The organism is Flavobacterium sp. 120, assembly GCF_003633605.1.
GTDB classification, from domain to species: Bacteria; Bacteroidota; Bacteroidia; order Flavobacteriales; family Flavobacteriaceae; genus Flavobacterium; species Flavobacterium algoritolerans.
Genome location: NZ_RBKZ01000001.1, coordinates 1,408,049 through 1,433,917 on the forward strand (window position 1 = coordinate 1,408,049; position 25,869 = coordinate 1,433,917).

Genomic DNA, 25,869 nt, shown 5'->3' on the forward strand with positions numbered 1-25,869 from the left:
GATAAATAACATGAAATTCATTCTAATCCTATTATTCTCTGCTTTTGTTTCTAATGCTCAAATACAAAAAGAACAATTAGATCTGATGCCTTGGCCTCAAAATGTAAATTTGACTGCTGGTACTTTTGCTTTAAGCAAAGGATTTAAAGTAAATATTACCGGTAATCCAAATCCTCGAATTTTTGTAGGTGCAACTAATTTTTTACGAAGATTAGACGGTAGGACGGGTTTGTTTTTTGAGCAAGGTTTTTCGACAAAAATTAACGAATATCCAGAGGCTCAATTGCAAATTAATTGTGTTCGCAGTGGAAAAATAGGATTGTATGAAGATGAAAGTTATCAACTGAGTATTGATCCCAATAAAATAAAAATCACTGCTACTACTGATTTAGGGGCCTTACATGCATTAGAAACAGTATTGCAATTATTGCAAAACAATAGTAAATCATATTATTTTCCAGCAGTTGAAATTACAGATTTGCCACGATTTACATGGAGAGGATTGATGATAGATGCAGCAAGACATTTTCAGCCTGTAGCAGTAATCAAAAGAAATCTGGACGCTATGGCTTCCATGAAAATGAACGTTTTTCATTGGCATTTAGTAGATGATCAAGGATGGCGAATAGAAATGAAAAATCATCCAAAGTTTACAGAAATGGCTTCAGATGGAGAGTTCTACACCCAAGAAGAAATCAAGAATGTTGTAAAATATGCCGGAGATAGAGGGATTATGGTTGTTCCTGAAATTGATGTTCCAGGCCATGCATCTGCAATACTTGCCGCTTATCCGGAAATAGGCAGTAAAGTGGTGGATTTACAATCGAATTCAGTGGAAAGTAAAAAACAAAGTATCGCAATTGCAAATTATGCAGTTGAAAGAAGATCAGGAATTTTTGATGCAACATTAGATCCAATAAATCCCAAAACGTATCAATTGTTAAGTGAAATTTTTGATGAAGTTTGTCCTTTATTTCCAGGGGATTATTTTCATATTGGAGGTGATGAAAATAATGGAAAAGAATGGGATGCAAATCCTAAAATTCAAGAATTCAAGAAGAAAAATAAACTGGCCAATAATCATGATTTGCAAACCTACTTTAACATGAAGCTGGTTCCAATGTTAAAAAAGCATAACAAAAAATTAATGGGCTGGGAAGAAATAATGACTGAGAACATGTCTAAAGATGCTATTATTCATGCCTGGAGAGGACCTAATGAAGGGCTTTCGGCTGGAGGATCATTAATCAAAGCAGCTAAAAATGGTTATCAAACAGTTTTGTCAAATGGTTATTACATTGATTTAATGTTAGGAGTAGAAAGTCATTATAAAAATGATCCAATCTCTAAAAACAGTATTTTGACTCCTGAAGAAAAAGCGAGGATATTGGGTGGTGAAGCGGCAATGTGGAGCGAACTTGCAACACCATTAAATATCGATTCAAGGATTTGGCCACGTACAGCTGCTATTGCAGAACGATTATGGTCTAATGAAAATGTTACTGATATGAATAGTCTTCATAAAAGACTAAAAACGGTTTCTTTTAGGTTAGAAGAACTAGGCATTACACATCTAAGGAATAAGGAAGTAATTTTAAGGAACATAAGTAATAATCAGGAAACTGTTGCTCTGAATGATTTTTCAAATGTTTGTGAACCTTTGAAAATATATACCCGCAACAGTCATGGAATAAAATATCGCATGTATTCTCCTTTTACTTTATTTGCGGATGCGTGTACAGCTGATGCTTTAGATGTTTTTGATTTTGATAAAGCAGTAAATAAATATTTAGCGAATCAAAGCACAGAAAATCAAACAGCAGTAACCAATTATTTAAAAAAATGGGTGGATATGAATACAAAATTGATTGATTTGAGTGCCAATGCACCCTTGGTTCAACCACTTTTACCATTGTCAAAAAGCTTAAGTGCTATATCAGAACAACTTCTAGCAGGAATTGAAAAAAAACAATCTTTAAATTCATCGGTGATAAATGATTTATTGGAACAATGCAATTCAAAAAAACATGCCGATGTAGAATTGGCAGTATATAATAGTTTGAAAAAACTAATCAAATAATGAAAGTTCAAAAATAAAATAGGTTTGTTGAAATTGAGTTTGGTTATTTATATTTTGATTTATTTTATTTTGAATAAATATTAGTTTCTTTAATGATTTGGAGAAAGGTTTGTTTTAAAGAAAATGATATTATAAACCTGGCATTTTGTGTCAGGTTTTTTTTTGATTAGTCATTTAATCGTAAGCGAAATACAATTCCTGAAAATGTACTTTTTTGGATAAAAAAAATTCGTATTTTTTTCGTATTTTTGCAAAAATTTTATAAAATAAATATTCATGTTAACAGTAAATAATTTATCAGTTCAGTTTGGCAAACGAATTTTGTTTGACGAAGTAAATACTACCTTCACACACGGTAATATCTATGGAGTTATCGGAGCCAATGGCGCTGGAAAATCTACTTTTCTTAAAATAATTGCAGGTGAAATGGATCCAACATCGGGACATATTCACTTGGAACCAGGAAAACGTATGTCGGTTTTGAATCAAAACCACAACATGTTTGACGAAAGTACCGTTCTTGAAACCGTTATGATGGGGAATAAAACCTTGTATGCGATCAAAAAAGAAATGGATGCTTTGTATTTAGATTACAATGATTCGAATGCAGATAGAATAGGGGAATTGCAAGTGCAATTTGAAGAAATGAACGGTTGGAATGCTGATTCTGATGCTGCATCAATGTTATCGAATCTTGGAATTACCGAAGATAACCATTATACTCTAATGGGAGATTTGGAAGGAAAAATAAAAGTTCGAGTACTTTTGGCACAAGCACTTTTTGGTAATCCAGATTTGCTTATTATGGATGAGCCTACCAATGATTTGGATTTTGAAACCATTGCTTGGTTAGAGAATTTCTTGGCAAATTATGAGAATACAGTAATTGTAGTTTCTCACGATAGACACTTTTTGGATTCAGTTTGTACCCATATTTCTGATATTGATTTCAATAAAATCAATCATTATTCAGGAAATTATACTTTCTGGTATGAATCAAGCCAATTAGCTGCAAAACAACGCGCACAACAGAATAAGAAAGCGGAAGAAAAGAAACAGGAATTAGAAGAATTTATCCGTCGTTTTAGTGCGAATGTGGCCAAATCAAAACAAGCTACTTCTCGTAAAAAAATGATCAGTAAGTTGAATATTTCTGAGATAAAACCATCTAGCCGACGTTACCCGGCGATTATTTTTGACCAAGAGCGTGAAGCAGGAGATCAAATTTTAAATGTACAAAATCTAAGTGCTTCAATTGATGGTGATGTTTTGTTTAAAGGAGTTGATTTGAATATGGCAAAAGGCGATAAAATTGTTCTTTTCTCAAAAGATTCTCGTGCAACTACAGCTTTCTATGAAATTTTAAATGGAAACCAAAAAGCCGATTCAGGAACTTATGATTGGGGAGTTACTACAAACCAAGCGTATTTACCAGTAGAAAATCATTCCTTTTTTGAGAGTGACTATTCTCTTGTAGATTGGTTGCGTCAATGGGTAAAAACTGAAGAAGAGCGTGATGAAGTAAATATTCGTAGTTTCCTTGGGAAAATGATTTTCTCTGGAGAAGAAGCTTTAAAAACGTGTAGAGTATTATCAGGAGGAGAAAAAGTACGTTGTATGTTGTCTCGAATGATGATGGAAAGAGCGAATGTTTTAATGCTTGATGAACCAACGAATCACTTAGATTTAGAGTCCATTACAGCTTTTAATAATTCATTAAAAAACTTCAAAGGATCTGTGATTTTCACCACTCATGATCATGAATTCTCTCAAACGGTTGCCAATAGAGTTATCGAATTGACACCAAATGGAGCGATTGACCGTTACATGACCTTTGATGATTATCTTGATGATGAAAAAGTACAGGAATTGAGAGTTAAGATGTATTCTTAAAAAAATAAATTCAAATAGAAAAAGGCGATTGTTTCAAAACAATCGCCTTTTTTATTATATCAATATCGTTGAATCGATTATTTCTAATTACAAGTTAAACCTAGAATAGGAGCAGGTGCAACATTTGGATTATTTGTTGATACAGACCAACTTCCGGTAATTGTACCACCAGTATTAGTAGAATTCCAAGTGACTCTGATTGTTACTTCTGAACATTTAGCGATACCTCCTTCAACTTTTATTATTCTGTTTGAACTTCCACCAGGTGTAGATTGTGTAGTTGTTGTATTAGTACCGCCAGTAACAGTTACAACAGCATTAGCTCCAGTGAAATTAGTCAATCCACCTTGGATTTTAAAATAGGATAAATCAGCATCCGATTTAAACGTATAAACTGCCTCACGAGATTGACCACACGAAATAGCTTCTGCTGTAAATGAAGTTACACAATCAGTACATATACCAAAAAGGCTATAGTTTACATTAAAAACGGCTTGAGGTCCATTTCCTGTAATTTGTAATGCAAAACTCTTAATGTCACAAGCTTTCCAACCTGAACTTAACGGAATAACTAAAGTTTCCCATGTATTTTCAGCAACAGGACCTGTTGTCCATGATGAAACACCATTGATTACCAAATCGCTCCATCCATTAGAACTTTTTACTTTCAAAATAAAATCAGTAGTAGTATTGTAATACTCAATGTTTACTGTTTTACTGAACTTGTCATTATTAGGGCCACCCCAAGTTACAATTTGTTGTTCAGAAGTTTTAAAGTAAGGACCGTCAGCTTTAATGCAATCAATACTACAATTTCCGTTAGATATTTTAGTAGAAACAGGAGCTGCAGTTTTTAATGTGTTACTTGTATTTTTGTTATTTGCAGCTTCAGATGTTGTTGTCGTTAATTCTTCTGTTTGGCAAGAATGTAATACAGTAAAAAAGATAAGTAGGTAAGAAAATTTCAAAAAGACTTTAGATTTTAGGGCAATTTTTTTCATATTTATATTTTTAAATTGTTAAACTTTTTGTTAAATTATTAAAAATAGTGCTACAAAAAAATGTGAGTTAACTTATTCTATGAACGGATTCGTAAAAACGATTAAAGGCATTTGAAATTAAAAATTTATAAGGTATTTAGGACTAATTATTATTGTGATATCTGTTTGTTACTTGAAGAAAGTATTTAAGAATAAAAAAATAGAGTAATAAAAAAGCTATCCAAAAATTACTTTCTGGATAGCTTTATTTTGTAGAATGTAAAGTATTCAATAATTAACTAGAAATAATTAATTATACGACATTCAGTTTTTATTTATTTCTGTTGAAAATTTTACTTACAATAAATGCGATAATCGCTAGTACTGCAATGACAATAAAAATACCTACACCAACTCCCGCTTTAAATATACCTTCTATAATTGAACAACTTGTAAATGATACTAATACTACTAAAAGCATTAATATTCTGGTTAGTTTCTTTTGCATGATTTTTATCTTTAAATTGAAATATAAAATTACTAAATCAAGAGGCTAATTTGTTATATAATTTCTACTGTTTATTGTAAAATTTTTTAATAGTTTTAAAAAAAAATCACAAAATGCATCTTTATAAATATTTTTTAAACGACTATTTATGCAAAAAAATATATTTTTGATTTTTATTATTTCTATTTAAACCAAGCTATTGATATGACCAACATTACTTTAAATTTAAAATCTCCCAGAATAGAAGTGGTAGATGCCTTACGGGGTTTTGCCATTATGTCTATTATGTTACTTCATAATGTTGAACATTTTGAATACTTTCATTTGCCCGAAAATTTTCCAGCTTGGCTTGTAGCTTTGGATAAAATAATTTGGGATACTTTATTTTTTCTTTTTGGAGGAAAGTCTTATGCCATTTTTGCGCTTCTTTTTGGATTTAGTTTTTACATTCAAAATGATAATCAAGCTAAAAAAGGGAATGATTTCCGTGGTCGATTTTTTTGGCGCATGATGCTATTATTAGTTTTTGGACTTATAAATACAGCATTTTATCAAGGAGACATTCTGACTTTATATGCTTTTCTTGGGCTTTTATTGATACCGGTTGTCAACTGGAGTAACAAAGCTATTTTTATTACGGCTGTTATCTTGATGTTGCAACCTTTAGAATGGGGAAGGTGTATTTATTATATACTGAATCCGGATTATATAGCGCCGCCTAACGTATCAACTGGATATTATGAAAGTATTGCACTTTATATGAAAAATGGTTCTTTCGTAGATTATGTAGTTGGAAACTTGACATTAGGAAAAATCGCTTCTCTATTATGGTCTTGGGAAAATGGAAGGTTTTTTCAGGCTCCAGCTCTATTTATGTTTGGGATGTTACTGGGGCGAAAACAACTTTTTAATGCAACCGATGCAAACCAGCAGTTTTGGAAAAAAGTACTACTATACTCAAGTATTTTATTTATACCATTATTTGTATTAAAGACGCATACGGTAGATGTTATAGCAAGAGTAACGTTATCTAATAAACTCACTATTATATTTGCTTCTTGGTCAAACGTAGCATTTATGTTAGTTCTCGTTTCAGGATTTGTTTTGTTGTATCAAAAGGATTCTGTTAATAAAGTATTGTCTAAGCTTATTCCTTTTGGAAAAATGAGTTTGACTAATTACATCATGCAATCTATGATTGGTTCCTTTATTTATTACCGATACGGATTAGGACTTTTTGAATATACGGGAGCAACATATTGTTTATTGATAGGTATTGTGTTATTTATTATTCAATTGTTATTTTGCACCTGGTGGCTTAAAACCCATAAACAAGGACCTTTAGAAACTATTTGGCACAAAGCTACCTGGATTTCATGGGGTAAATAAAAAATGACTCTATTTTCTCTCTTTATAATTATAAAATCATAAATCGGAATTCGTATATTTGCAAAACCAAACAACACACTTTACAATGAGTCAAAAAGTATTACTTACTGCAAAAGAAGTTACTATCATATTACATCGTTTGGCCTGTCAATTAATTGAAAAGCACTTAGATTTTTCAGACACTATTTTAGTAGGTATTCAACCAAGAGGCGTTTTTTTAGCAGAGCGTTTGAAAGAAATATTAGAAAAAGAATACCAAACACCTGAAATTCAATTGGGCTATTTGGATATTACTTTTTTCAGAGATGATTTTCGAAGAACTGATAAGCCATTAGAAGCAAATAAAACCAAGATTAATTTTATCGTTGAAAACAAAAAAGTTATTTTCATTGATGATGTTTTATTTACAGGACGAAGTATACGTTCCGCTTTGACAGCCATTCAATCTTTTGGCAGACCATCAGAAATTGAACTTCTGGTTTTGATTGACAGACGTTTTAGCCGCAATTTACCTATTCAACCGGATTATAGAGGGAGACAGGTAGATGCCATAAATAACGAAAAAGTAAAAGTGAGCTGGGCAGAAAATGAAGGTGAAGATGGTGTATATTTAATTACAAGTTAGATACTGATTTGTTTAAAAGTCTAACATTAAAAACTAATAATCGTAAAAAGAAATGAAAGAATTAAGCGTAAATCATTTATTAGGAATAAAATACATCAATAAGAATGATATTGACCTAATTTTTGAAACAGCCGATCATTTTAAAGAAGTTATCAATCGACCAATTAAGAAAGTACCTTCCTTACGAGATATTACCATTGCCAATATTTTTTTCGAAAATAGCACTAGAACAAAACTCTCTTTTGAATTAGCACAAAAACGTTTATCTGCCGATGTTATTAGCTTTTCGGCAGCACAATCTTCAGTCAAGAAAGGGGAAACTCTAATAGATACTGTTAATAATATACTTTCGATGAAAGTAGATATGGTGGTAATGCGACATGCTAATCCAGGTGCTGCTTATTTTCTTTCCAAAAACGTAAAAGCCAGCATTGTAAACGCTGGAGATGGCGCACATGAGCATCCTACACAGGCCTTACTAGACAGTTATTCGATTAGAGAAAAACTAGGCGAAGTAGCCGGAAAAAAAGTAGTTATTGTAGGTGATGTTTTGCACTCCAGAGTGGCCTTGTCAAATATATATGCGTTGCAAATGCAAGGAGCTGAAGTAAAAGTGTGCGGACCAAAAACGTTGATTCCAAGATACATTGAATCGCTTGGTGTTACAGTAGAGCCTAACTTGATAAAAGCGCTTGAGTGGTGCGATGTGGCAAATATGTTACGCGTGCAAAACGAAAGAATGGATGTGAATTATTTTCCATCTACAAGAGAGTATGCTCAACAATATGGAGTTGATAAAACGATTTTGGACTCCCTAAATAAAGAAATCATAATTATGCATCCGGGACCAATCAATCGTGGTGTCGAAATTACCAGTGAGGTGGCTGATTCACAACAATCGGTAATTTTAAACCAAGTCGAAAATGGTGTTGCAATTAGAATGGCCGTAATTTATCTTTTGGCATCAAAAATTCAGTAATTTAATATAAAACTTTGTAAATTAGCTATTTATAAATCCTCTACCTTGAGTAGACTTAGAAATTAAAAAGATGAAAGTAGATCAAAAAGGACACACAATTAGCATTAGAGATACGCAAGGTGATTTTACCTCTTTTTTAATGAAGGTTACTCATCAATACAAGACATTTGAAAAGCATAATCTAATCATAGATCTTTTGCTTTACAAAGATTTACCGGCGGGTAATATGAAATTATTTATGCCTTTATCAAAAGTTCATAAAAAAGCTAAAAAATCATTTGTTATAGTTACTTCTGATTTTGATTATAACGCGGTTCCTGAAAAATTAACCGTTGTTCCTTCTTTATTAGAAGCACATGATATTATTGAAATGGAAGAGATTGAAAGAGATTTAGGCTTTTAAAAATAGTAAATGGATTTTTATAACAACAAAAAAAGAGTACATATTTTTAGAATTATTTTATTAGTATGCTTTGTAATTTTACTGTTTGTTAATCTATATAATGTATTCATCAATACGTATTCAGGTAGCTATTGGGGAATAGTAGCCAATTTATTATTAGCGATTTCTATGGCGCTGCAAATTAGAAAATACAACAAGGAAAAGAATATTGATAGTTTATAGTTTGGTTATAAATAACGAAATGTGAATTTTCAATTTTTAATTCTATCCTAACTTTTAAATTGAAATTAAAAATTGAAACTAACAATCCTTGGTTGCTATGCAGCTACACCCCGAACATTTACGAATCCAACCTCACAGATTTTAGAAATAAAAAACAGAATTTTTCTGATTGATTGCGCAGAAGGAACCCAAGTACAATTGCGGAAAAATAAAATCCGATTTTCTAAGATTAATCATATCTTCATTTCTCATTTACATGGAGATCATTTTTTTGGACTAATAGGATTAGTATCTACTTTTACTTTACTGAACAGAACTACCGATTTACATATTTATGGTCCAAAGGGAATTCAAGAAATCATCAAGTTACAATTGAGATTGTCTAATTCATGGACTAATTATGGTTTGTTCTTTCATGAATTAGAATCCAACGAAAGCGAAGTAATTTTTGAAGATGAAAAAGTTTTGGTAAAAACCATTCCTTTAAAGCATCGTGTATATACGAATGGGTTTTTATTCCAAGAAAAAGCAGCACCGAGAAAACTTAACCTGGATGCTGTTCAAAATTATGAAATTGATACCTGTTATTATCAAAAAATAAAAAACGGAAAAGACATTACTTTAGAAGATGGCCGAGTTATTGAAAATGATAAATTAACATTTGATCCAATTCCTGCAAAAAATTATGCTTTTTGTTCTGATACCGCATATAATGAAACTATGATTCCAATCATTGAAAATATTGATGTTTTATACCATGAATCAACTTTCTTGCAATCAGAAGAAAATTTAGCTAAAAAGACTTTGCATTCCACAGCAAAAGAAGCGGCTACAATTGCTTTGAAATCTAATGCAAAGCAATTAATTTTAGGGCATTATTCTACTCGATATGAAAATATTGACCTTTTTAGAGAAGAAGCCGCAACTATTTTTCCGGAAGTGCTCTTGGCCGATGATGGAAAAAGCTTTGAGTTTTAAATAAAAAATAATTTATTTCATCTGAATTCACATTTGGATATTTGATACTCTTAAACTGAATCATTCAAATATCTAATAATCTTAAAATAAAAATCATGAACGATTTAAGTAACTATAGAAAATCTTACGAAAAGAGTGAGCTATTAGAATCAAATATTCCTGAAGACCCAATAAACCTTTTTAACAGGTGGTTTCATGAGGTAGAGGACTTTGGCGGTGATAGCGAAGTTAACGCTATGACGGTATCTACAATAGGATTAGATGGGTTTCCAAAGGCCAGAGTAGTTTTGTTGAAAAAGTTTAATGAGGAAGGATTCATTTTTTATACCAATTATAATTCAGAAAAGGGTAGGGCTATTGCCCAAAATCCTAAAATTTGTCTTTCTTTTTTTTGGCACACTATGGAACGCCAGGTTATTATCAAAGGTATTGCCCATAAAACTACAGAAACGATTTCAGATAATTATTTTGAATCCAGACCTGACGGTAGCAAGTTAGGCGCAATAGTTTCTAACCAAAGTGAAATTGTCCCTTCCCGAGAATTTTTAGAAGAAAATCTAAAAGAGTTAGAAAAGGATTTTGATGGTATGGTTATTCCTAGACCAAAACATTGGGGAGGATTTCTTGTGACACCTTTAGAGGTAGAATTTTGGCAAGGAAGACCTAATAGATTGCATGACAGAATTAGATATAGTAGTCAAGAAGATTTTTCATGGAAAATCGACCGCTTATCGCCATAATGTAAGAAAAATACATATTTAAATATTTTTATTGTGTAGTTCGTCGATTTTTTTTGGTAGTTTAACGATAAAACAAGTATGTTTGTACAAGAATTACGAACATATATTTATTTATTAAAGGAGTTTGCCCCACAATCTACTTTAAACTTAAACTACTATATTATGAAAATAAAATTACTTCGCGCATTATTACTTGTTACTGTTATTTGTACTATGAATTCTTGCTCTTCAGATGAATCTGAGACACAAACTACTGAGGCATCTGCACAAAAAGTAGTAAGTTATTCTTATAATTCTATTGAGTTAGAAACAATGGATTTAATCAATAAACACAGAATTAGTGTTGGATTAAAACCTTTGGAAAAAATCAATCATATGTCATTCAAGTCAGAAGAACATGACAATTACATGATTGCAAATAATGTAGTTAATCATAATGATTTTGTAGCTCGTTCTGAAAATATAATCAAAACTTTAGGAGCTAAAACTGTAAGTGAAAATATAGCTTACAATTACAATACTCCTGAGGCAGTTTTAAATGCTTGGTTAGCGAGTCCTACTCACAAAGCTAATATCGAAGGTGATCATACTCATTTTGGAATTGCAATTAAAGAAAATCCTGCAAATGGTAGAAAGTATTACACTAATATTTTCGCAAAAATATAGTTAGAGTTTGTTTTTTAAACTAAAAGGCTGTCTTATCCCCAAAAGACAGCCTTTTATATTTATCAGGTATTTGAAAGATAATTAATAAACGTATAGCTAATTTTAATTTGGTTGTTTGAATAGAAAAGTCCAATGAAATAATTTTCATTGGACTTTTTTGTTTTGAGTAATTATCGGTTGGGTTTTAGTTAACTCTGGAAGATTGATTAAGCTCTAAGAGTGAAACAAATTATACCTAGTTTGTATTGTAATTCATTATTCTAGAAAATTATAGTATACAAAAAAGGCTGCCTGATAAAGGCAGCCTATTAAATTTTTATGATAAATTATTACAACGCTGTAATTATAAATTCGCTTCTTCTGTTGAGTTGATGTTCTTCTTCGGTACAAATCACATCATCAGCGCATTTGTTTACCAGTTGAGTTTCACCGTATCCTTTACCAGTTAATCTGCTTGCATCAATACCATTTTTAACTAACCATTTGATGGTTGATGCAGCTCTTCTTTCAGATAGTGCTTCATTGTATTTGAAGGTTTGTCTGCTGTCAGTATGCGAACGGATATCAATTTTCATTGTTGGGTTCTGATTTAATACATCTAATATTTTTTCTAAATCCAGAGCCGCTTCTGGTCTGATGTTGGATTTGTCTAAATCAAAATAAATCATTTTGATACCAAAACATTTACCCAAATCATCACCAACAGCAACTTTGCATATTTCTTTTTCTAATGCAATAGGTAAATAGGTTTTTCCTGTTGTTGCGGAGATCGTTATTTTTTCTTCTTTAGTTGCGTATTCTGGTTTTTCAGCTCTTACATTGTACGTTTTTCCACATTCAACGGTAAAGCTGTATTTTCCTTTCTCATCTGAAGTAGCAGTATTGATAACCTTAAACTGACTATCGTATAAGGTAATTTTTGCATTAGCAAGTATTTCACCTGTTTTTATATCGGTGATTTCACCATAAAGCAGTTGTTCGCAAATCAGCCTTCTTGTTTCCAAAAATTTATAGATGTCGTCATAACCTTGACCACCGTCTCTATTGGAAGTAAAAAATCCTCTTCTTGATTTTGTATCGATTAAATAAGCGAAATCATCTTTAGGAGAGTTCACATCAGCACCTACATTTTGAACTTCACTAAAAGTGCCATCAGTATTTATTCGAGACATAAATACATCTAATCCTCCAAGTCCAGGATGTCCATCTGATGCAAAGTAAATTTCATTTTCATCATTGATAAAAGGGAAGGTTTCTCTTCCTTCAGTATTAATAGTATTGCCTAAATTCTCAGGGGTTCCAAAAGTACCATCTTCATTTATCTTTACTTTGAACAAATCAGATTGTCCTAAAGTTCCAGGCATATCAGAAGCAAAATACAATGTTTTTCCATCAGGACTTAATGCAGGATGTGCAGTACTGTAATTATCACTGTCAAAAGGGAGTTCGGTTACATTTGACCATTTGTCATTCTCTAAAGTAGCTTTGTATATTTTTATTAAAGTAATTTTATTTCCATCTTTTCCTTTTTTACCATCGAGATAGTTGTTTCGGGTAAAGTACATAGTCTTTCCGTCACTACTAAAAGTAGGAGTAGATTCATGGAACTTAGAATTTATGGTTCCATCAAACTTTTTTGCAACACCGGGCGTCATGTCTTCCCCTAAATCAGTTGTGTACAAGTTTGTAAAATACTGATTGGTCCATTTGTGTTTTCTTTGTCCAAGACTTCCGGTATCTCTTGCTGAAGCAAACACTAATTTATTTGAATATAGTGCAGTTCCATAATCAGAATACATAGAGTTTATTCCGGCATCTTCAACTGTATACCTTCCGGAATTCGCTTTTATAGCTTCTAAATAATTGGTATTTTTTTTAAAAAGTTTCCCTCTGGTATCGTTACCTGATTTTTGGTTGAATAACTCCATCATCTCATTAGCCTTATCATTTTGGTCCATTGCTCTTAAAGATTGGGCATAACGATAATAATATTCCGGTTCTAAATTGGAGGTATCCATAGTAAATAATTCACCATACCATTTAGCTGCTTTATCGAACTGAGCATTAAAGTAGTAAGCATTCCCCAACTTTTTAAACAGATCCGCAGATTTATATCCTTTTTCAGCAACCCTTTCATAGGTTTTGATGGCATCGACATAAGCATAGCCGTCATACTTTTTATCGGCAGTAGCCAATTTTGCTTTTTGGGAATAAATGTTAATAGAAAAAACACTTACTATTGTTATGTAAAGGAGTATATTTTTTTTCATAATAATTGTTTTTAGAAGAATTTTGGAGTTGTGATTTTATCGTTATTTTCGATTTTTTTTCTCTTTTATTGCCCCTGATTTTTGTTTTAATTTTTCCAGTATTTGATTGGCATTATCATCTTGACCAATAAACAGTAAACTCTTAGCATATTGATAATAATATTCAGGTTCCAAATCATTGCTTATTGCAAATAATTCACAATACCATTTAGCAGCTTTGTCAAAATCTGCGTTTGAGTAATAGGAATCTCCAAGTTTTTTAAATAAATCTACTGATTTATATCCTTTTTCAGCAATCCTTTCATAGGTTTTTATAACATCTATATAAGCATATTTGTCACTTATTTTATCAGTTACATAAAATTTTGAATCTTGTGCATTTCCTTTAAAAGAAACAAGACTTATTATTGTTATGTAAAAGAATATAAATTTTTTCATAGTCTTAATTTCTAGAAGAATCTTGGAGTTGTAATTTTACCGTTATTTTTAAATATTTCATAACGTAAAAATATTTCATGGGAACCGGAATTATAGTTATTCAAATTAGTGGTTTCATGATCATAACCATATCCTATATACATTCCGTCAGAAACTTGAAATCCAACCATTGCACTTACAGCAGCAGACCACCTATATGCTATACCTACAACAAATTTATCACTGAACATAAAGTTTCCTGATACATCCAATTGAAGCGGTGCACCCGCAACAACTTTTGTTAATAATGCGGGTTTAAACTTTATAGATTCATTCAAATCAAAGACATAACCTGCCATTAAATAGTAATTAATTTTTTCTTTAAAAATAGCTACTTCATTATCATCATAACGGTTGCTTTCGATGAAATTAGGTATTGAAAACCCTACATAAGCTTTATCAGAATGTAAATAAACACCCGCTCCAATATTAGGCGTAAATTTATTATTGAAATCATGCAGACTAGGATCATCGTCAACAGGATTTAATCGGTTGACATCCAAATTAAAAAAGTTAGCAGTTGCTTTGATTCCAAAAGATAATTTAAAGGTTTCAGAAGTAGGAACGGTGTATGATAAATCAGCTGAAATCGTGTTTTCAGTAGTAGGCCCAATTTTATCATTTATAATCGATACTCCCAAACCTAAATTACTTTCGTTAAGAGGAGTATTGACAGAAGCTGCATTAGTAACCGGAGCACCATCAAGTCCTACCCATTGTGTACGGTGTAGCGCAAAAATACTTAAAGCACCTCTTGACCCAGCATAAGCGGGATTAATATTGATTGTGTTGTACATGTATTGAGTAAATTGAGCATCTTGTTGCGCATAACTTACTAAGGCTGTAAACATCAAAACGAAAGAAAATAATTTTGTTTTCATAGTAGATATTTATTATTTTAAATTATCTATCGAACTCATTTATAAGAATTCGGCAGGTCGGTTTGATAAATTTCTTTAGGGATAATCATTCTGTAAAATCGGCCTAAAGATATTATTTTTATTAAACCTGAGAACTTTTTTTGTCCTCAGGTATAAGATTAATTATTTTGTTAAGTATAAATATCCGTCTTTTTTATTGGTTATGATTTTTCCATCATTGTCAACAGAAGTATAATTTAAAATATAGAAGTAAGTTCCTGTTGGTAAACCAGAAGATTGTTGAACAGTTGATCTACCACCAGAAATTCCATCAAATGAATTACTTGCATTATTATATCCTTTTGTTTCATAAACCAATACACCCCAACGGTTGTAAATCTCTACCGTATTTTCTGGGTAACAAACAGTATCGTCAATATTATCGATTATGAATTTTTCATTAATTCCGTCACCATTTGGAGAGAAGGCATTATGAACTAATACAGTTCCGCAAGCTAATACAATACCACCACAACCAGTATTCACCGTCATTGTAATTCTTATTGTTCTAGGGCAAGTTGCATCATTAATTTTATATTCAAATGTATAATCTCTAACCGAAAGTCCAGCAGCATTAAGAGTACTTCCTTGTAAACCACCTGAGTTATTTACATCTACCCAAGTTCCGTTTGTTGGAGTTCCTACCGGTAATAAATCATTTAGATTCGTCGTTGTGATTTCTCCATCATTACAAATTGAACTGCTTATTGTCACAACACTATTAGGAATTGTAACATTGATGATTTGAGTAAACTCAGATACATTTCCACAAGCATCAGCTACAGACCATTTTCTTACGATTGAATAAGAATTTTCGGTTCTGTTTATGATGTTTTCAGTAAAAATAGCCGGTGAAACTGTAGAACAATTATCTACAAATACAAGTTCAGGTTTAGCTGGAATTGCATCACAATTCACATTAACAGTTGAACTGAATTGAGTAGCAGTTGTAGGACCAACAGTGTCTACTATATTTATTGTTTGCGTAGCTGTTGAGGCATTTCCACAAGCATCAGTAGCAGTCCATGTTCTAGTTACAGAATACGAACCAGCACATTGACCGTTTGTAGTTACATCCGCGAAAGTCAAAGTAACAGTTGAACCACATCCGTCAGTTGCAATGGCTTGAGTAAATTCAGGCGTTGCAGGACAAGAGATAGTTGATGTTTCCGGTAACGCAGCAATAACTGGAGCAGCTGTATCTTGAACGTTTATGGTTTGTGTAGCTGTTGAAGCATTTCCACAAGCATCAGTAGCAGTCCATGTTCTAGTTACAGAATAGGAACCAGCACATTGACCGTTTGTATTTACATCAGCGAAAGTCAAAGTAACAGTTGAACCACATCCGTCAGTTGCAATGGCTTGAGTAAATTCAGGCGTTGCAGGACAAGAGATAGTTGATGTTTCCGGTAACGCAGCAATAACTGGAGCAGCTGTATCTTGAACGTTTATGGTTTGTGTAGCTGTTGAAGCATTTCCACAAGCATCAGTAGCAGTCCAAGTTCTAGTTACAGAATATGAACCAGCACATTGACCGTTAGTAGTTACATCCGCGAAAGTCAAAGTTACAGTAGAACCACATCCATCAGTTGCAATGGCTTGAGTAAATTCAGGCGTTGCAGGACAAGAGATAGTTGATGTTTCCGGTAACGCAGCAATAACTGGAGCAGCTGTATCTTGAACGTTTATGGTTTGCGTAGCTGTTGATGCATTTCCACAAGCATCAGTAGCAGTCCAAGTTCTAGTTACAGAATATGAACCAGCACATTGACCGTTTGTGGTTACATCCGCGAAAGTCAAAGTTACAGTAGAACCACATCCGTCAGTTGCAATGGCTTGATTAAATTCAGGCGTTGCAGGACAAGAGATAGTTGATGTTTCCGGTAAAGCAGCAATAACTGGAGCAGTTGTATCTTGAACGTTTATGGTTTGTGTAGCTGTTGAAGCATTTCCACAAGCATCAGTAGCAGTCCAAGTTCTAGTTACAGAATAGGAACCAGCACATTGACCGTTTGTAGTTACATCCGCAAAAGTCAAAGTTACAGTTGAACCACAATTATCAGTTGCAATGGCTTGAGTAAATTCAGGTGTTGTAGGACAAGAGATAGTTGATATTTCAGGTAGTGCGCTGATTACTGGAGCAGTTGTATCAATTACATTAATGATTTGTGAAGTGAAAGAGGAATTGCTGCAAGCATCAGTAAATGTCCAAGTTCTTGTAATAACAAATGAGTTAGGACAATCACCTTGAGCAATAACATCAATTCCCTCAGCTGTGATTTCACCATTACAATTATCAATAGCTGTAAGTGTTGTTGATACAGGAACATCTGTAGCACAAGCTACGGTTATCGTTGCTGGAGCTTCAGGAGCTATAGGGGCAGTAGTGTCTTTTACACTAAATGTAGCTGACGTTGTAGAACTATTTCCACATGCATCTTTTGCTGTAAATAGTACAGTTACTGCAGTTGAACAATCATTAGAAAGTGTATTAAAATTATTAGACCAAGTTACATCTGAACAATTATCAGATGCAGTTGCTCCTCCGTTATTAGATAACCAATCAGCAATTGCATTTTGATTCCCTTGACTATCACATTCAACAGTTATATTTGAAGCAGTTGTATTAATTATCGGAGCAGTTGTATCTTGAATCGTAATCACTTGAGTAAATACAGCCGAAGTGTTTCCACAATCGTCGTTTACCGTCCAAGTGTTGGTGTAAGTTCCTGCATTGGCACATTCAGAAGAAGGAACAAACGCACCGCTTACTTTAGTGATATTGGAAACATCCGTATCACATAAATCAGCAGCAGCAGGGAAAGCAGCTTGGGCTGTTGCCAAAGCTTCAGCATCGCTACATTCTACCGTAGTGTTTAAAGCTGTTGCTTGAGTAGACCAAGTTGGAGCTGTTGTATCTTGAATCGTAATCACTTGAGTAAATACAGCCGAAGTGTTTCCACAATCGTCATTTACCGTCCAAGTGTTGGTATAAGTTCCTGAATTGGCACATTCAGAAGAAGGAACAAACGCACCGCTTACTTTAGTGATATTGGAAACATCCGTATCACATAAATCAGCAGCAGCAGGGAAAGCAGCTTGGGCTGTTGCCAAAGCTTCAGCATCGCTACATTCTACCGTAGTGTTTAAAGCTGTTGCTTGAGTAGACCAAGTTGGAGCAGTTGTATCTTGAATCGTAATCACTTGAGTAAATACAGCCGAAGTGTTTCCACAATCGTCGTTTACCGTCCAAGTGTTGGTGTAAGTTCCTGCATTGGCACATTCAGAAGAAGGAACAAACGCACCGCTTACTTTAGTGATATTGGAAACATCCGTATCACATAAATCAGCAGCAGCAGGGAAAGCAGCTTGGGCTGTTGCCAAAGCTTCAGCATCGCTACATTCTACCGTAGTGTTTAAAGCTGTTGCTTGAGTAGACCAAGTTGGAGCTGTTGTGTCTTGAATCGTAATCACTTGAGTAAATACAGCCGAAGTGTTTCCACAATCGTCGTTTACCGTCCAAGTGTTGGTGTAAGTTCCTGCATTGGCACATTCAGAAGAAGGAACAAACGCACCGCTTACTTTAGTGATATTCGAAACATCCGTATCACATAAATCAGCAGCAGTAGGGAAAGCAGCTTGGGCTGTTACCAAAGCTTCAGCATCGCTACATTCTACCGTAGTGTTTAAAGCAGTTGCTTGAGTAGACCAAGTTGGAGCCGTTGTGTCTTGAATAGTTATCACTTGAGTAAATACAGCCGAAGTGTTTCCACAATCGTCATTTACCGTCCAAGTGTTGGTGTAAGTTCCTGCATTGGCACATTCAGAAGAAGCAACAAACGCACCGCTTACTTTAGTGATATTGGACACATCCGTATCACATAAATCAGCAGCAGTAGGGAAAGCAGCTTGAGCCGTTGCCAAAGCTTCAGCATCGCTACATTCTACCGTAGTGTTTAAAGCAGTTGCTAGAGTAGACCAAGTTGGAGCCGTTGTATCTTGAATCGTAATCACTTGAGTAAATACAGCCGAAGTGTTTCCACAATCGTCATTTACCGTCCAAGTGTTGGTATAAGTTCCGGCATTGGCACATTCAGAAGAAGGAACAAACGCACCGCTTACTTTAGTGATATTGGAAACATCTGTATCGCATAAATCAGCAGCAGCAGGGAAAGCAGCTTGGGCCGTTGCCAAAGCTTCAGCATCGCTACATTCTACCGTAGTGTTTAAAGCAGTTGCTAGAGTAGACCAAGTAGGAGCCGTTGTATCTTGAATCGTAATCACTTGAGTAAATACAGCCGAAGTGTTTCCACAATCGTCATTTACCGTCCAAGTGTTGGTATAAGTTCCGGCATTGGCACATTCAGAAGAAGGAACAAACGCACCGCTTACTTTAGTGATATTGGAAACATCCGTATCACATAAATCAGCAGCAGTAGGGAAAGCAGCTTGAGCCGTTGCCAAAGCTTCAGCATCGCTACATTCTACCGTAGTGTTTAAAGCAGTTGCTTGAGTAGACCAAGTTGGAGCCGTTGTATCTTGAATAGTTATCACTTGAGTAAATACAGCCGAAGTGTTTCCACAATCGTCGTTTACCGTCCAAGTGTTGGTATAAGTTCCTGCATTTGCACATTCAGAAGAAGGAACAAACGCACCGCTTACTTTAGTGATATTGGAAACATCCGTATCACATAAATCAGCAGCAGAAGGGAAAGCAGCTTGGGCTGTTGCCAAAGCTTCAGCATCGCTACATTCTACCGTAGTGTTTAAAGCAGTTGCTAGAGTAGACCAAGTTGGAGCTGTTGTATCTTGAATCGTAATCACTTGAGTAAATACTGCCGAAGTATTTCCACAATCGTCATTTACCGTCCAAGTGTTGGTATAAGTTCCTGCATTTGCACATTCAGAAGAAGCAACAAACGCACCGCTTACTTTAGTGATATTGGAAACATCCGTATCACAATTGTCTTTAGCTGTTGGACTTAGAGATTGAGCATTAGCCAAAGCTTCTGGATTATTACATTCGATAGAAGTATTTAAAGCATCTGCACCAGTAATCCAAGTTGGAGAACTAGCATCTATAATTTTGATAGTTTGAGTTGAAGTTGCTTTATTTCCACATGCATCGGTTACAGTCCAAGTTCTAGAGATTACTTTATTTCCTATACAAAGACTAGTAGGTTTCAAACAAACACTTTTAAATTTGACACTACCATTTACATTAGCTTGTTTTTTTGAATATACAAACCAATCTCCGTTCATAGATCCTGTAAATTCTTCAAAACTAGAAACAAAAGACGATACACCAAGAATACTATTCGAAGAAGTAGTTTCTCCATTTGGTATCAAGTTTTGATTAATTCCATCTTGAATAAAATCGTTATTATTCCATTTTGTATAACCTGAACTATTAGGATAAAAAACAGGTAAATATAATTCTTGAGTATTTGATGATTCATCATCACATTCTCCTCCCTCACAATAAGGTCCAACTAATTTAATTGCTTGACCACTTGGAGCAACTAAAATAAATTCAGCTCTACCTTTTCCTTGATTTGTTTCGAATGCCAAACTAATTTTTTCAATATTAGCAGCTGTTAAATTATCAAAGCCAGATATAGTAAAAGGAAAATAATTCCCATTTCCTGCATTTATTTCTTGCTCATCAAAACTTCCAAAACATTCAGAATCTACATACGTAGCTAATGGATTAGAATCGCAATTATCTTGAATATTAGTTACTGTACCAGTTGAACTTGTACTTCTGTCTGCAAGACAATTTTCATCACTTGAAATTGTTATGTCTGCAGGGGTAGTAAAAGTTGGAGGTGTAGTATCCTGAACTTTTATTGTTTGAGTATGAGTAGTTTTATTATTGCATGAATCAGTAGCTATCCATGTTCTTAAAATAGTTGAAGAACCAGGGCAATTTCCTGGAGTTTCTGTTTCAGAAAAATCAATTCTTGCAATACCACAATTGTCTGTAGCAGTCAATGTTTTTGCAACTGGAACAGCTTTACACTCTACGGTTATGTTAGATGGTAATGATTCATTAAAAGTTGGAGCAATATTATCAATCACAGTAATAGTTTGAACAAAATTAGCAGAAGTGTTTCCACAACCATCCGTAAAGTTCCAAGTTCTAACTCTTACGTAAGCATTGGTACAATTAGCATCTGCAGTTGTCACATCACTCACTAAAACTTTATTTGGAGCAAGTGTACAATTATCGGTAGCAGCAGGCGATAAAGCCAAAGCAGCAGTTATACCTTCAGTATTATTGCATTGTAATGTTTGGTTTAATGAAGCTGCGGTTGTAGTTACAACAGGAGCGGTATTGTCAATCACAGTAATAGTTTGAACAAAATCGGCAGAAGTGTTTCCACAACCATCAGTAAAGTTCCAAGTTCTAACTCTTACGTAAGCATTGGTACAATTAGCATCTGCAGTTGTTATATCACTCACTAAAACTTTATTTGGAGCAAGTGTACAATTATCGGTAGCAGCAGGTGATAAAGCCAAAGCAGCAGTTATACCTTCAGTATTATTGCATTGTAATGTTTGGTTTAATGAAGCTGTTGTTGTAGTTACAACAGGAGCCGTATTGTCAATCACAGTAATAGTTTGAACAAAATTAGCAGAAGTGTTTCCACAACCATCAGTAAAGTTCCAAGTTCTAACTCTTACATAAGCATTGGTACAATTAGCATCTGCAGTTGTTACATCACTCACTAAAACTTTATTTGGAGCAAGTGTACAATTATCGGTAGCAGCAGGCGATAAAGCCAAAGCAGCAGTTATACCTTCAGTATTATTGCATTGTAATGTTTGGTTTAATGAAGCTGCGGTTGTAGTTACAACAGGAGCGGTATTGTCAATCACAGTAATAGTTTGAACAAAATCGGCAGAAGTGTTTCCACAACCATCAGTAAAGTTCCAAGTTCTAACTCTTACGTAAGCATTGGTACAATTAGCATCTGCAGTTGTTATATCACTCACTAAAACTTTATTTGGAGCAAGTGTACAATTATCGGTAGCAGCAGGTGATAAAGCCAAAGCAGCAGTTATACCTTCAGTATTATTGCATTGTAATGTTTGGTTTAATGAAGCTGTTGTTGTAGTTACAACAGGAGCCGTATTGTCAATCACAGTAATAGTTTGAACAAAATCGGCAGAAGTGTTTCCACAACCATCAGTAAAGTTCCAAGTTCTAACTCTTACGTAAGCATTGGTACAATTAGCATCTGCAGTTGTTACATCGCTCACTAAAACTTTATTTGGAGCAAGTGTACAATTATCGGTAGCAGCAGGCGATAAAGCCAAAGCAGCAGTTATACCTTCAGTATTGTTGCATTGTAATGTTTGGTTTAATGAAGCAGCCGTTGTAGTTACAACAGGAGCCGTATTGTCAATCACAGTAATAGTTTGAACAAAATTAGTAGAAGTGTTTCCACAACCATCAGTAAAGTTCCAAGTACGTACTCTAGTATAAGCATTGGAACAATCAGCATCTGCAGTTGTCACATCGCTCACTAAAACTTTATTTGGAGCAAGTGTACAATTGTCGGTAGCAGCAGGTGATAAAGCCAAAGCAGCAGTTATACCTTCAGTATTGTTGCATTGTAATGTTTGATTTAATGAAGCAGCCGTTGTAGTTACAACAGGAGCGGTATTGTCAATCACAGTAATAGTTTGAACAAAATCGGCAGAAGTGTTTCCACAACCATCAGTAAAGTTCCAAGTTCTAACTCTTACGTAAGCATTGGTACAATTAGCATCTGCAGTTGTTACATCGCTCACTAAAACTTTACTTGGAGCAAGTGTACAATTATCAGTAGCAGCAGGTGATAAAGCCAAAGCAGCAGTTATACCTTCAGTATTGTTGCATTGCAATGTTTGATTTAATGAAGCAGCGGTTGTAGTTACAACAGGAGCGGTATTGTCAATCACAGTAATAGTTTGAACAAAATTAGCAGAAGTGTTTCCACAACCATCAGTAAAGTTCCAAGTTCTAACTCTTACATAAGCATTAACACAATTAGCATCAGCAGTTGTCACATCGCTCACCAAAACTTTATTTGGAGCAAGCGTACAATTATCGGTAGCAGCAGGTGATAAAGCCAAAGCAGCAGTTATACCTTCAGTATTATTGCATTGTAATGTTTGGTTTAATGAAGCTGCGGTTGTAGTTAGAACAGGAGCGGTATTGTCAATCACAGTAATAGTTTGAACAAAATTAGCAGAAGTGTTTCCACAACCATCAGTAAAGTTCCAAGTACGTACTCTAGTATAAGCATTGGAACAATCAGCATCTGCAGTTGTTATATCACTCACTAAAACTTTAGTTGGAGCAAGTGTACAATTGTCGGTAGCAGCAGGCGATAAAGCCAAAGCAGCAGTTATACCTTCAGTATTGTTGCATTGAAGGGTTTGGTTTAATGAATCTACAGCATTGGTTACAATAGGTAATGTTTCGTCTATGACTGTAACGGTTTTTGTACAAGTTGAAATACATCCATTGGCATCAGTAATTATTAATGATAACAAAAATGTTGCATTACAACCTGAACCAGCGGTTACCGATACAGATTGAGTATTTGTATTTCCCACAATTGTTCCATTTCCTGAAATACTCCATGCATAATTAGCGCTGACTGGAGCGGAATAAATATTAGAAGTAGAAGACGGACATAAAGGACCATCTGAACCCGATATAGAGCAGGTTAGTGGTTGATTCACAGTTATGGTTACATCATCAGTTACTGTACATTGTGATCCTGAACTAGACATTGGTCCTGTTACTACTGTAAGTCGGAATGTTGCAGAACTTCCAGTGATATTTACAATTGAATTGAGGTTTGTTGGATCCTGTATGGTTGCGGAACCACTTAAAACAGACCAAGTTTTGGATATAACTTCATATCCATTGCTAGGTACTGCTGATCCTTGAAGCGTATATGGTAGTCCTGAACAAACAGTAGCATCATCTCCTGCATCAGAACTTCCTAGAGTAAGGTTATCAATAGCAACTGGATTAAAAAAATCTTTAATAGCTGCAGATGAGGATGTAGAAGTTTTAGATTTAACAAAAACAGTTTTTATTTTAAGACTAGTACATGGATCAATCGCTCCTAATACTGCTGTTAAATTTACTGCTGATTCAATAAATGTATTTTGAAGATAACTGTTAACCCCAAATGCCGGATAAGGCACTGGAACAGTACTTGTATTTCCTGCAGCAAATACTGAGTTAAGCGGTAAAGATGCAAAGTAAGTTTTGTATTCCCATGTACTGCCAATAAGTTCCCATCGTTGAATGTCAAATTTAGCAACACCATTTTCAAAATATACGGTTAATAAAAAATCGCCCAATGTTCTTCCACCAGTTGAAGCTGGAGCAGCAGTAGCAAATCCAGTACTTGTTTTAGTCATCGGTGTTTGAAGAAATTCAAAATCAACATAAGCATTTCCACTGTTACTTAGACGATCCGCTGCAAAAACAACCCATACATTTCCATTTGAATCAGTAGTTAAATGGATTAATGCATTGTTCATGTCGGTCTTATCATTGGCTGTACCAGGTGTCCATGTCCAATTGTTAGGATTATCGCCTACTTTATCTCCTCCTCCAAAAATGTTGTCTGATGAAGTGTTATACAGATCATACAAATGATATGTAGTTCCTGTATTTAATGCACCTCCTGAATTATTAAGTATAAAACCGCCTGTGCCAGTTCCATCTACCCAATCTCCTGATGCAGTATTTGCAATAAGAGTACCGTCAATATTAAATCCTCCACTTGGAGTATTAATAGGAGCAATACCAGGACCTATTTGAGCAAGAGATACTGTTGTAAAACTTAAAAAAAATAATAAGAAAATTGTAAATAATCTTGTCGAATGAGTAAAATTTGATTTCATATTGATTTGTTTTAAATCGTTAGAAAGTTTGAATATCTTAAAATTGCTAAATATATTTTCGGCAATTTTTATCAGAGTTAATAGATGAATAGCTTGGATTAAAATATTTAGTTAGCATTGGATTTGAATCAATGTTTATTGAAACTAAATGGTATATCGATGAATTAATACACAAAATTCTGTTAGATTCAGAACCTATTATTTGTATTAAATTTTCCCAGTATTTTAGAGTTTTAAATGTAGAATATAGATTACTCACAAACGTTAAAGAAGTAAGTATAAGGAAAGTAATTTTTGCATTCATACTATCAAATTTTTAATTTATTATTACTAAAATTAATTTTGTGGTATTTGATAAATGGAAAATCAATTTTTTTATTTAAAAAAAAGTAAAAAATATTTTTAAACGAACAATTACAATTTTTAGACTTTAAATCAATTTTAATTTCTAAATTTTTAAAAGATTAAAGCTTTTCCTTTTAATATTAAAGAATCTTTTATTTTTAGCAATTATTTTTTTGTTAAAGCATTAAAAAACACATTTTTACTTTATTAAAATAAAATTACAAAGAATTAGCAGTATTGGTTTTTTTTCTCTATAACTAACCTAAATACTCGTTTAAATGTACTTTTTTTAAGAAAAAATTAGTTTTTCATTTCAAAAAATTAACAATTGTTTTATTTTTTTAACAAGCAGAGTGGTAATGATTTTTAGAAATTAACTTAATTTTTTTAGGACTTTAATTGCATTGTCTAATTAAACTTATTACGATTTTATATTTATATATAAAAAAATAAACCTCGAAAGTCAAACTCCC

At 33.8% G+C, this 25,869-nt stretch carries 16 protein-coding genes; 10 read left to right on the top strand and 6 right to left on the bottom strand.

The window, feature by feature from the left end:
• Window positions 1-10 precede the first annotated feature (10 nt).
• Together C8C87_RS06085 and C8C87_RS06090 are read left to right on the top strand one after the other, a co-directional pair.
• The gene (locus C8C87_RS06085; protein ID WP_121341970.1) at window positions 11-2,080 is read left to right on the top strand and encodes a beta-N-acetylhexosaminidase; all 2,070 of its coding nucleotides are present in this window, start codon (window positions 11-13) and stop codon (window positions 2,078-2,080) included.
• A 276-nt stretch (window positions 2,081-2,356) separates the two neighbouring features.
• Window positions 2,357-3,973: an ABC-F family ATP-binding cassette domain-containing protein gene (locus C8C87_RS06090; RefSeq protein WP_099715641.1), complete on the top strand. Its 1,617-nt coding sequence runs from the start codon at window positions 2,357-2,359 to the stop codon at window positions 3,971-3,973.
• Between the two features lie 83 nt (window positions 3,974-4,056).
• Here the strand turns inward: C8C87_RS06090 and C8C87_RS06095 are convergent, their stop codons facing one another.
• Together C8C87_RS06095 and C8C87_RS15835 are read right to left on the bottom strand one after the other, a co-directional pair.
• Entirely contained in the window at window positions 4,057-4,974 is a 918-nt protein-coding gene (locus C8C87_RS06095) for a hypothetical protein (protein WP_121341971.1), read from the bottom strand.
• Between the two features lie 310 nt (window positions 4,975-5,284).
• Complete coding sequence (locus C8C87_RS15835; RefSeq protein WP_199074802.1) at window positions 5,285-5,461, bottom strand: hypothetical protein; 177 nt, start codon at window positions 5,459-5,461, stop codon at window positions 5,285-5,287.
• A 204-nt stretch (window positions 5,462-5,665) separates the two neighbouring features.
• Between C8C87_RS15835 and C8C87_RS06100 the strand changes: the two genes are divergently transcribed.
• The 8 genes from C8C87_RS06100 to C8C87_RS06135 all read left to right on the top strand — a co-directional run bounded on the left by C8C87_RS06100 (window position 5,666) and on the right by C8C87_RS06135 (window position 11,463).
• Window positions 5,666-6,850 carry a DUF418 domain-containing protein gene (locus tag C8C87_RS06100; RefSeq protein ID WP_199716370.1) on the top strand — a complete coding sequence of 395 codons (1,185 nt, stop codon included), beginning with the start codon at window positions 5,666-5,668 and terminating at the stop codon, window positions 6,848-6,850.
• An 85-nt stretch (window positions 6,851-6,935) separates the two neighbouring features.
• Window positions 6,936-7,475, top strand: coding sequence for a bifunctional pyr operon transcriptional regulator/uracil phosphoribosyltransferase PyrR (pyrR, locus tag C8C87_RS06105; protein WP_099715639.1), 540 nt, complete (start codon window positions 6,936-6,938; stop codon window positions 7,473-7,475).
• 52 nt (window positions 7,476-7,527) lie between these two features.
• A complete protein-coding gene (locus tag C8C87_RS06110) occupies window positions 7,528-8,454 on the top strand; it encodes an aspartate carbamoyltransferase catalytic subunit (protein ID WP_099715638.1) in 927 nt (308 codons plus the stop codon).
• A gap of 70 nt (window positions 8,455-8,524) precedes the next feature.
• The gene (locus tag C8C87_RS06115; RefSeq protein ID WP_099715637.1) at window positions 8,525-8,857 is read left to right on the top strand and encodes a ribonuclease Z; all 333 of its coding nucleotides are present in this window, start codon (window positions 8,525-8,527) and stop codon (window positions 8,855-8,857) included.
• A 9-nt stretch (window positions 8,858-8,866) separates the two neighbouring features.
• Complete coding sequence (locus C8C87_RS06120) at window positions 8,867-9,079, top strand: hypothetical protein (protein WP_099715636.1); 213 nt, start codon at window positions 8,867-8,869, stop codon at window positions 9,077-9,079.
• A gap of 72 nt (window positions 9,080-9,151) precedes the next feature.
• Entirely contained in the window at window positions 9,152-10,057 is a 906-nt protein-coding gene (locus tag C8C87_RS06125; protein WP_121341972.1) for a ribonuclease Z, read from the top strand.
• A 95-nt stretch (window positions 10,058-10,152) separates the two neighbouring features.
• A complete protein-coding gene (gene pdxH / locus C8C87_RS06130; protein ID WP_099715634.1) occupies window positions 10,153-10,797 on the top strand; it encodes a pyridoxamine 5'-phosphate oxidase in 645 nt (214 codons plus the stop codon).
• Between the two features lie 162 nt (window positions 10,798-10,959).
• Window positions 10,960-11,463: a CAP domain-containing protein gene (locus tag C8C87_RS06135; protein ID WP_121341973.1), complete on the top strand. Its 504-nt coding sequence runs from the start codon at window positions 10,960-10,962 to the stop codon at window positions 11,461-11,463.
• 329 nt (window positions 11,464-11,792) lie between these two features.
• Here C8C87_RS06135 and C8C87_RS06140 read toward each other — a convergent pair whose 3' ends face one another.
• The 4 genes from C8C87_RS06140 to C8C87_RS06155 all read right to left on the bottom strand — a co-directional run bounded on the left by C8C87_RS06140 (window position 11,793) and on the right by C8C87_RS06155 (window position 25,051).
• Window positions 11,793-13,733, bottom strand: a complete 1,941-nt coding sequence (locus C8C87_RS06140; RefSeq protein ID WP_121341974.1) for an OmpA family protein — start codon at window positions 13,731-13,733, stop codon at window positions 11,793-11,795.
• 42 nt (window positions 13,734-13,775) lie between these two features.
• Complete coding sequence (locus tag C8C87_RS06145) at window positions 13,776-14,171, bottom strand: lipopolysaccharide assembly protein LapB (protein WP_121341975.1); 396 nt, start codon at window positions 14,169-14,171, stop codon at window positions 13,776-13,778.
• An 11-nt stretch (window positions 14,172-14,182) separates the two neighbouring features.
• Complete coding sequence (locus C8C87_RS06150; RefSeq protein WP_121341976.1) at window positions 14,183-15,091, bottom strand: type IX secretion system membrane protein PorP/SprF; 909 nt, start codon at window positions 15,089-15,091, stop codon at window positions 14,183-14,185.
• Window positions 15,092-15,253: 162 nt separating this feature from the next.
• Entirely contained in the window at window positions 15,254-25,051 is a 9,798-nt protein-coding gene (locus C8C87_RS06155; protein WP_121341977.1) for a gliding motility-associated C-terminal domain-containing protein, read from the bottom strand.
• Between the last annotated feature and the right edge of the window lie 818 nt (window positions 25,052-25,869).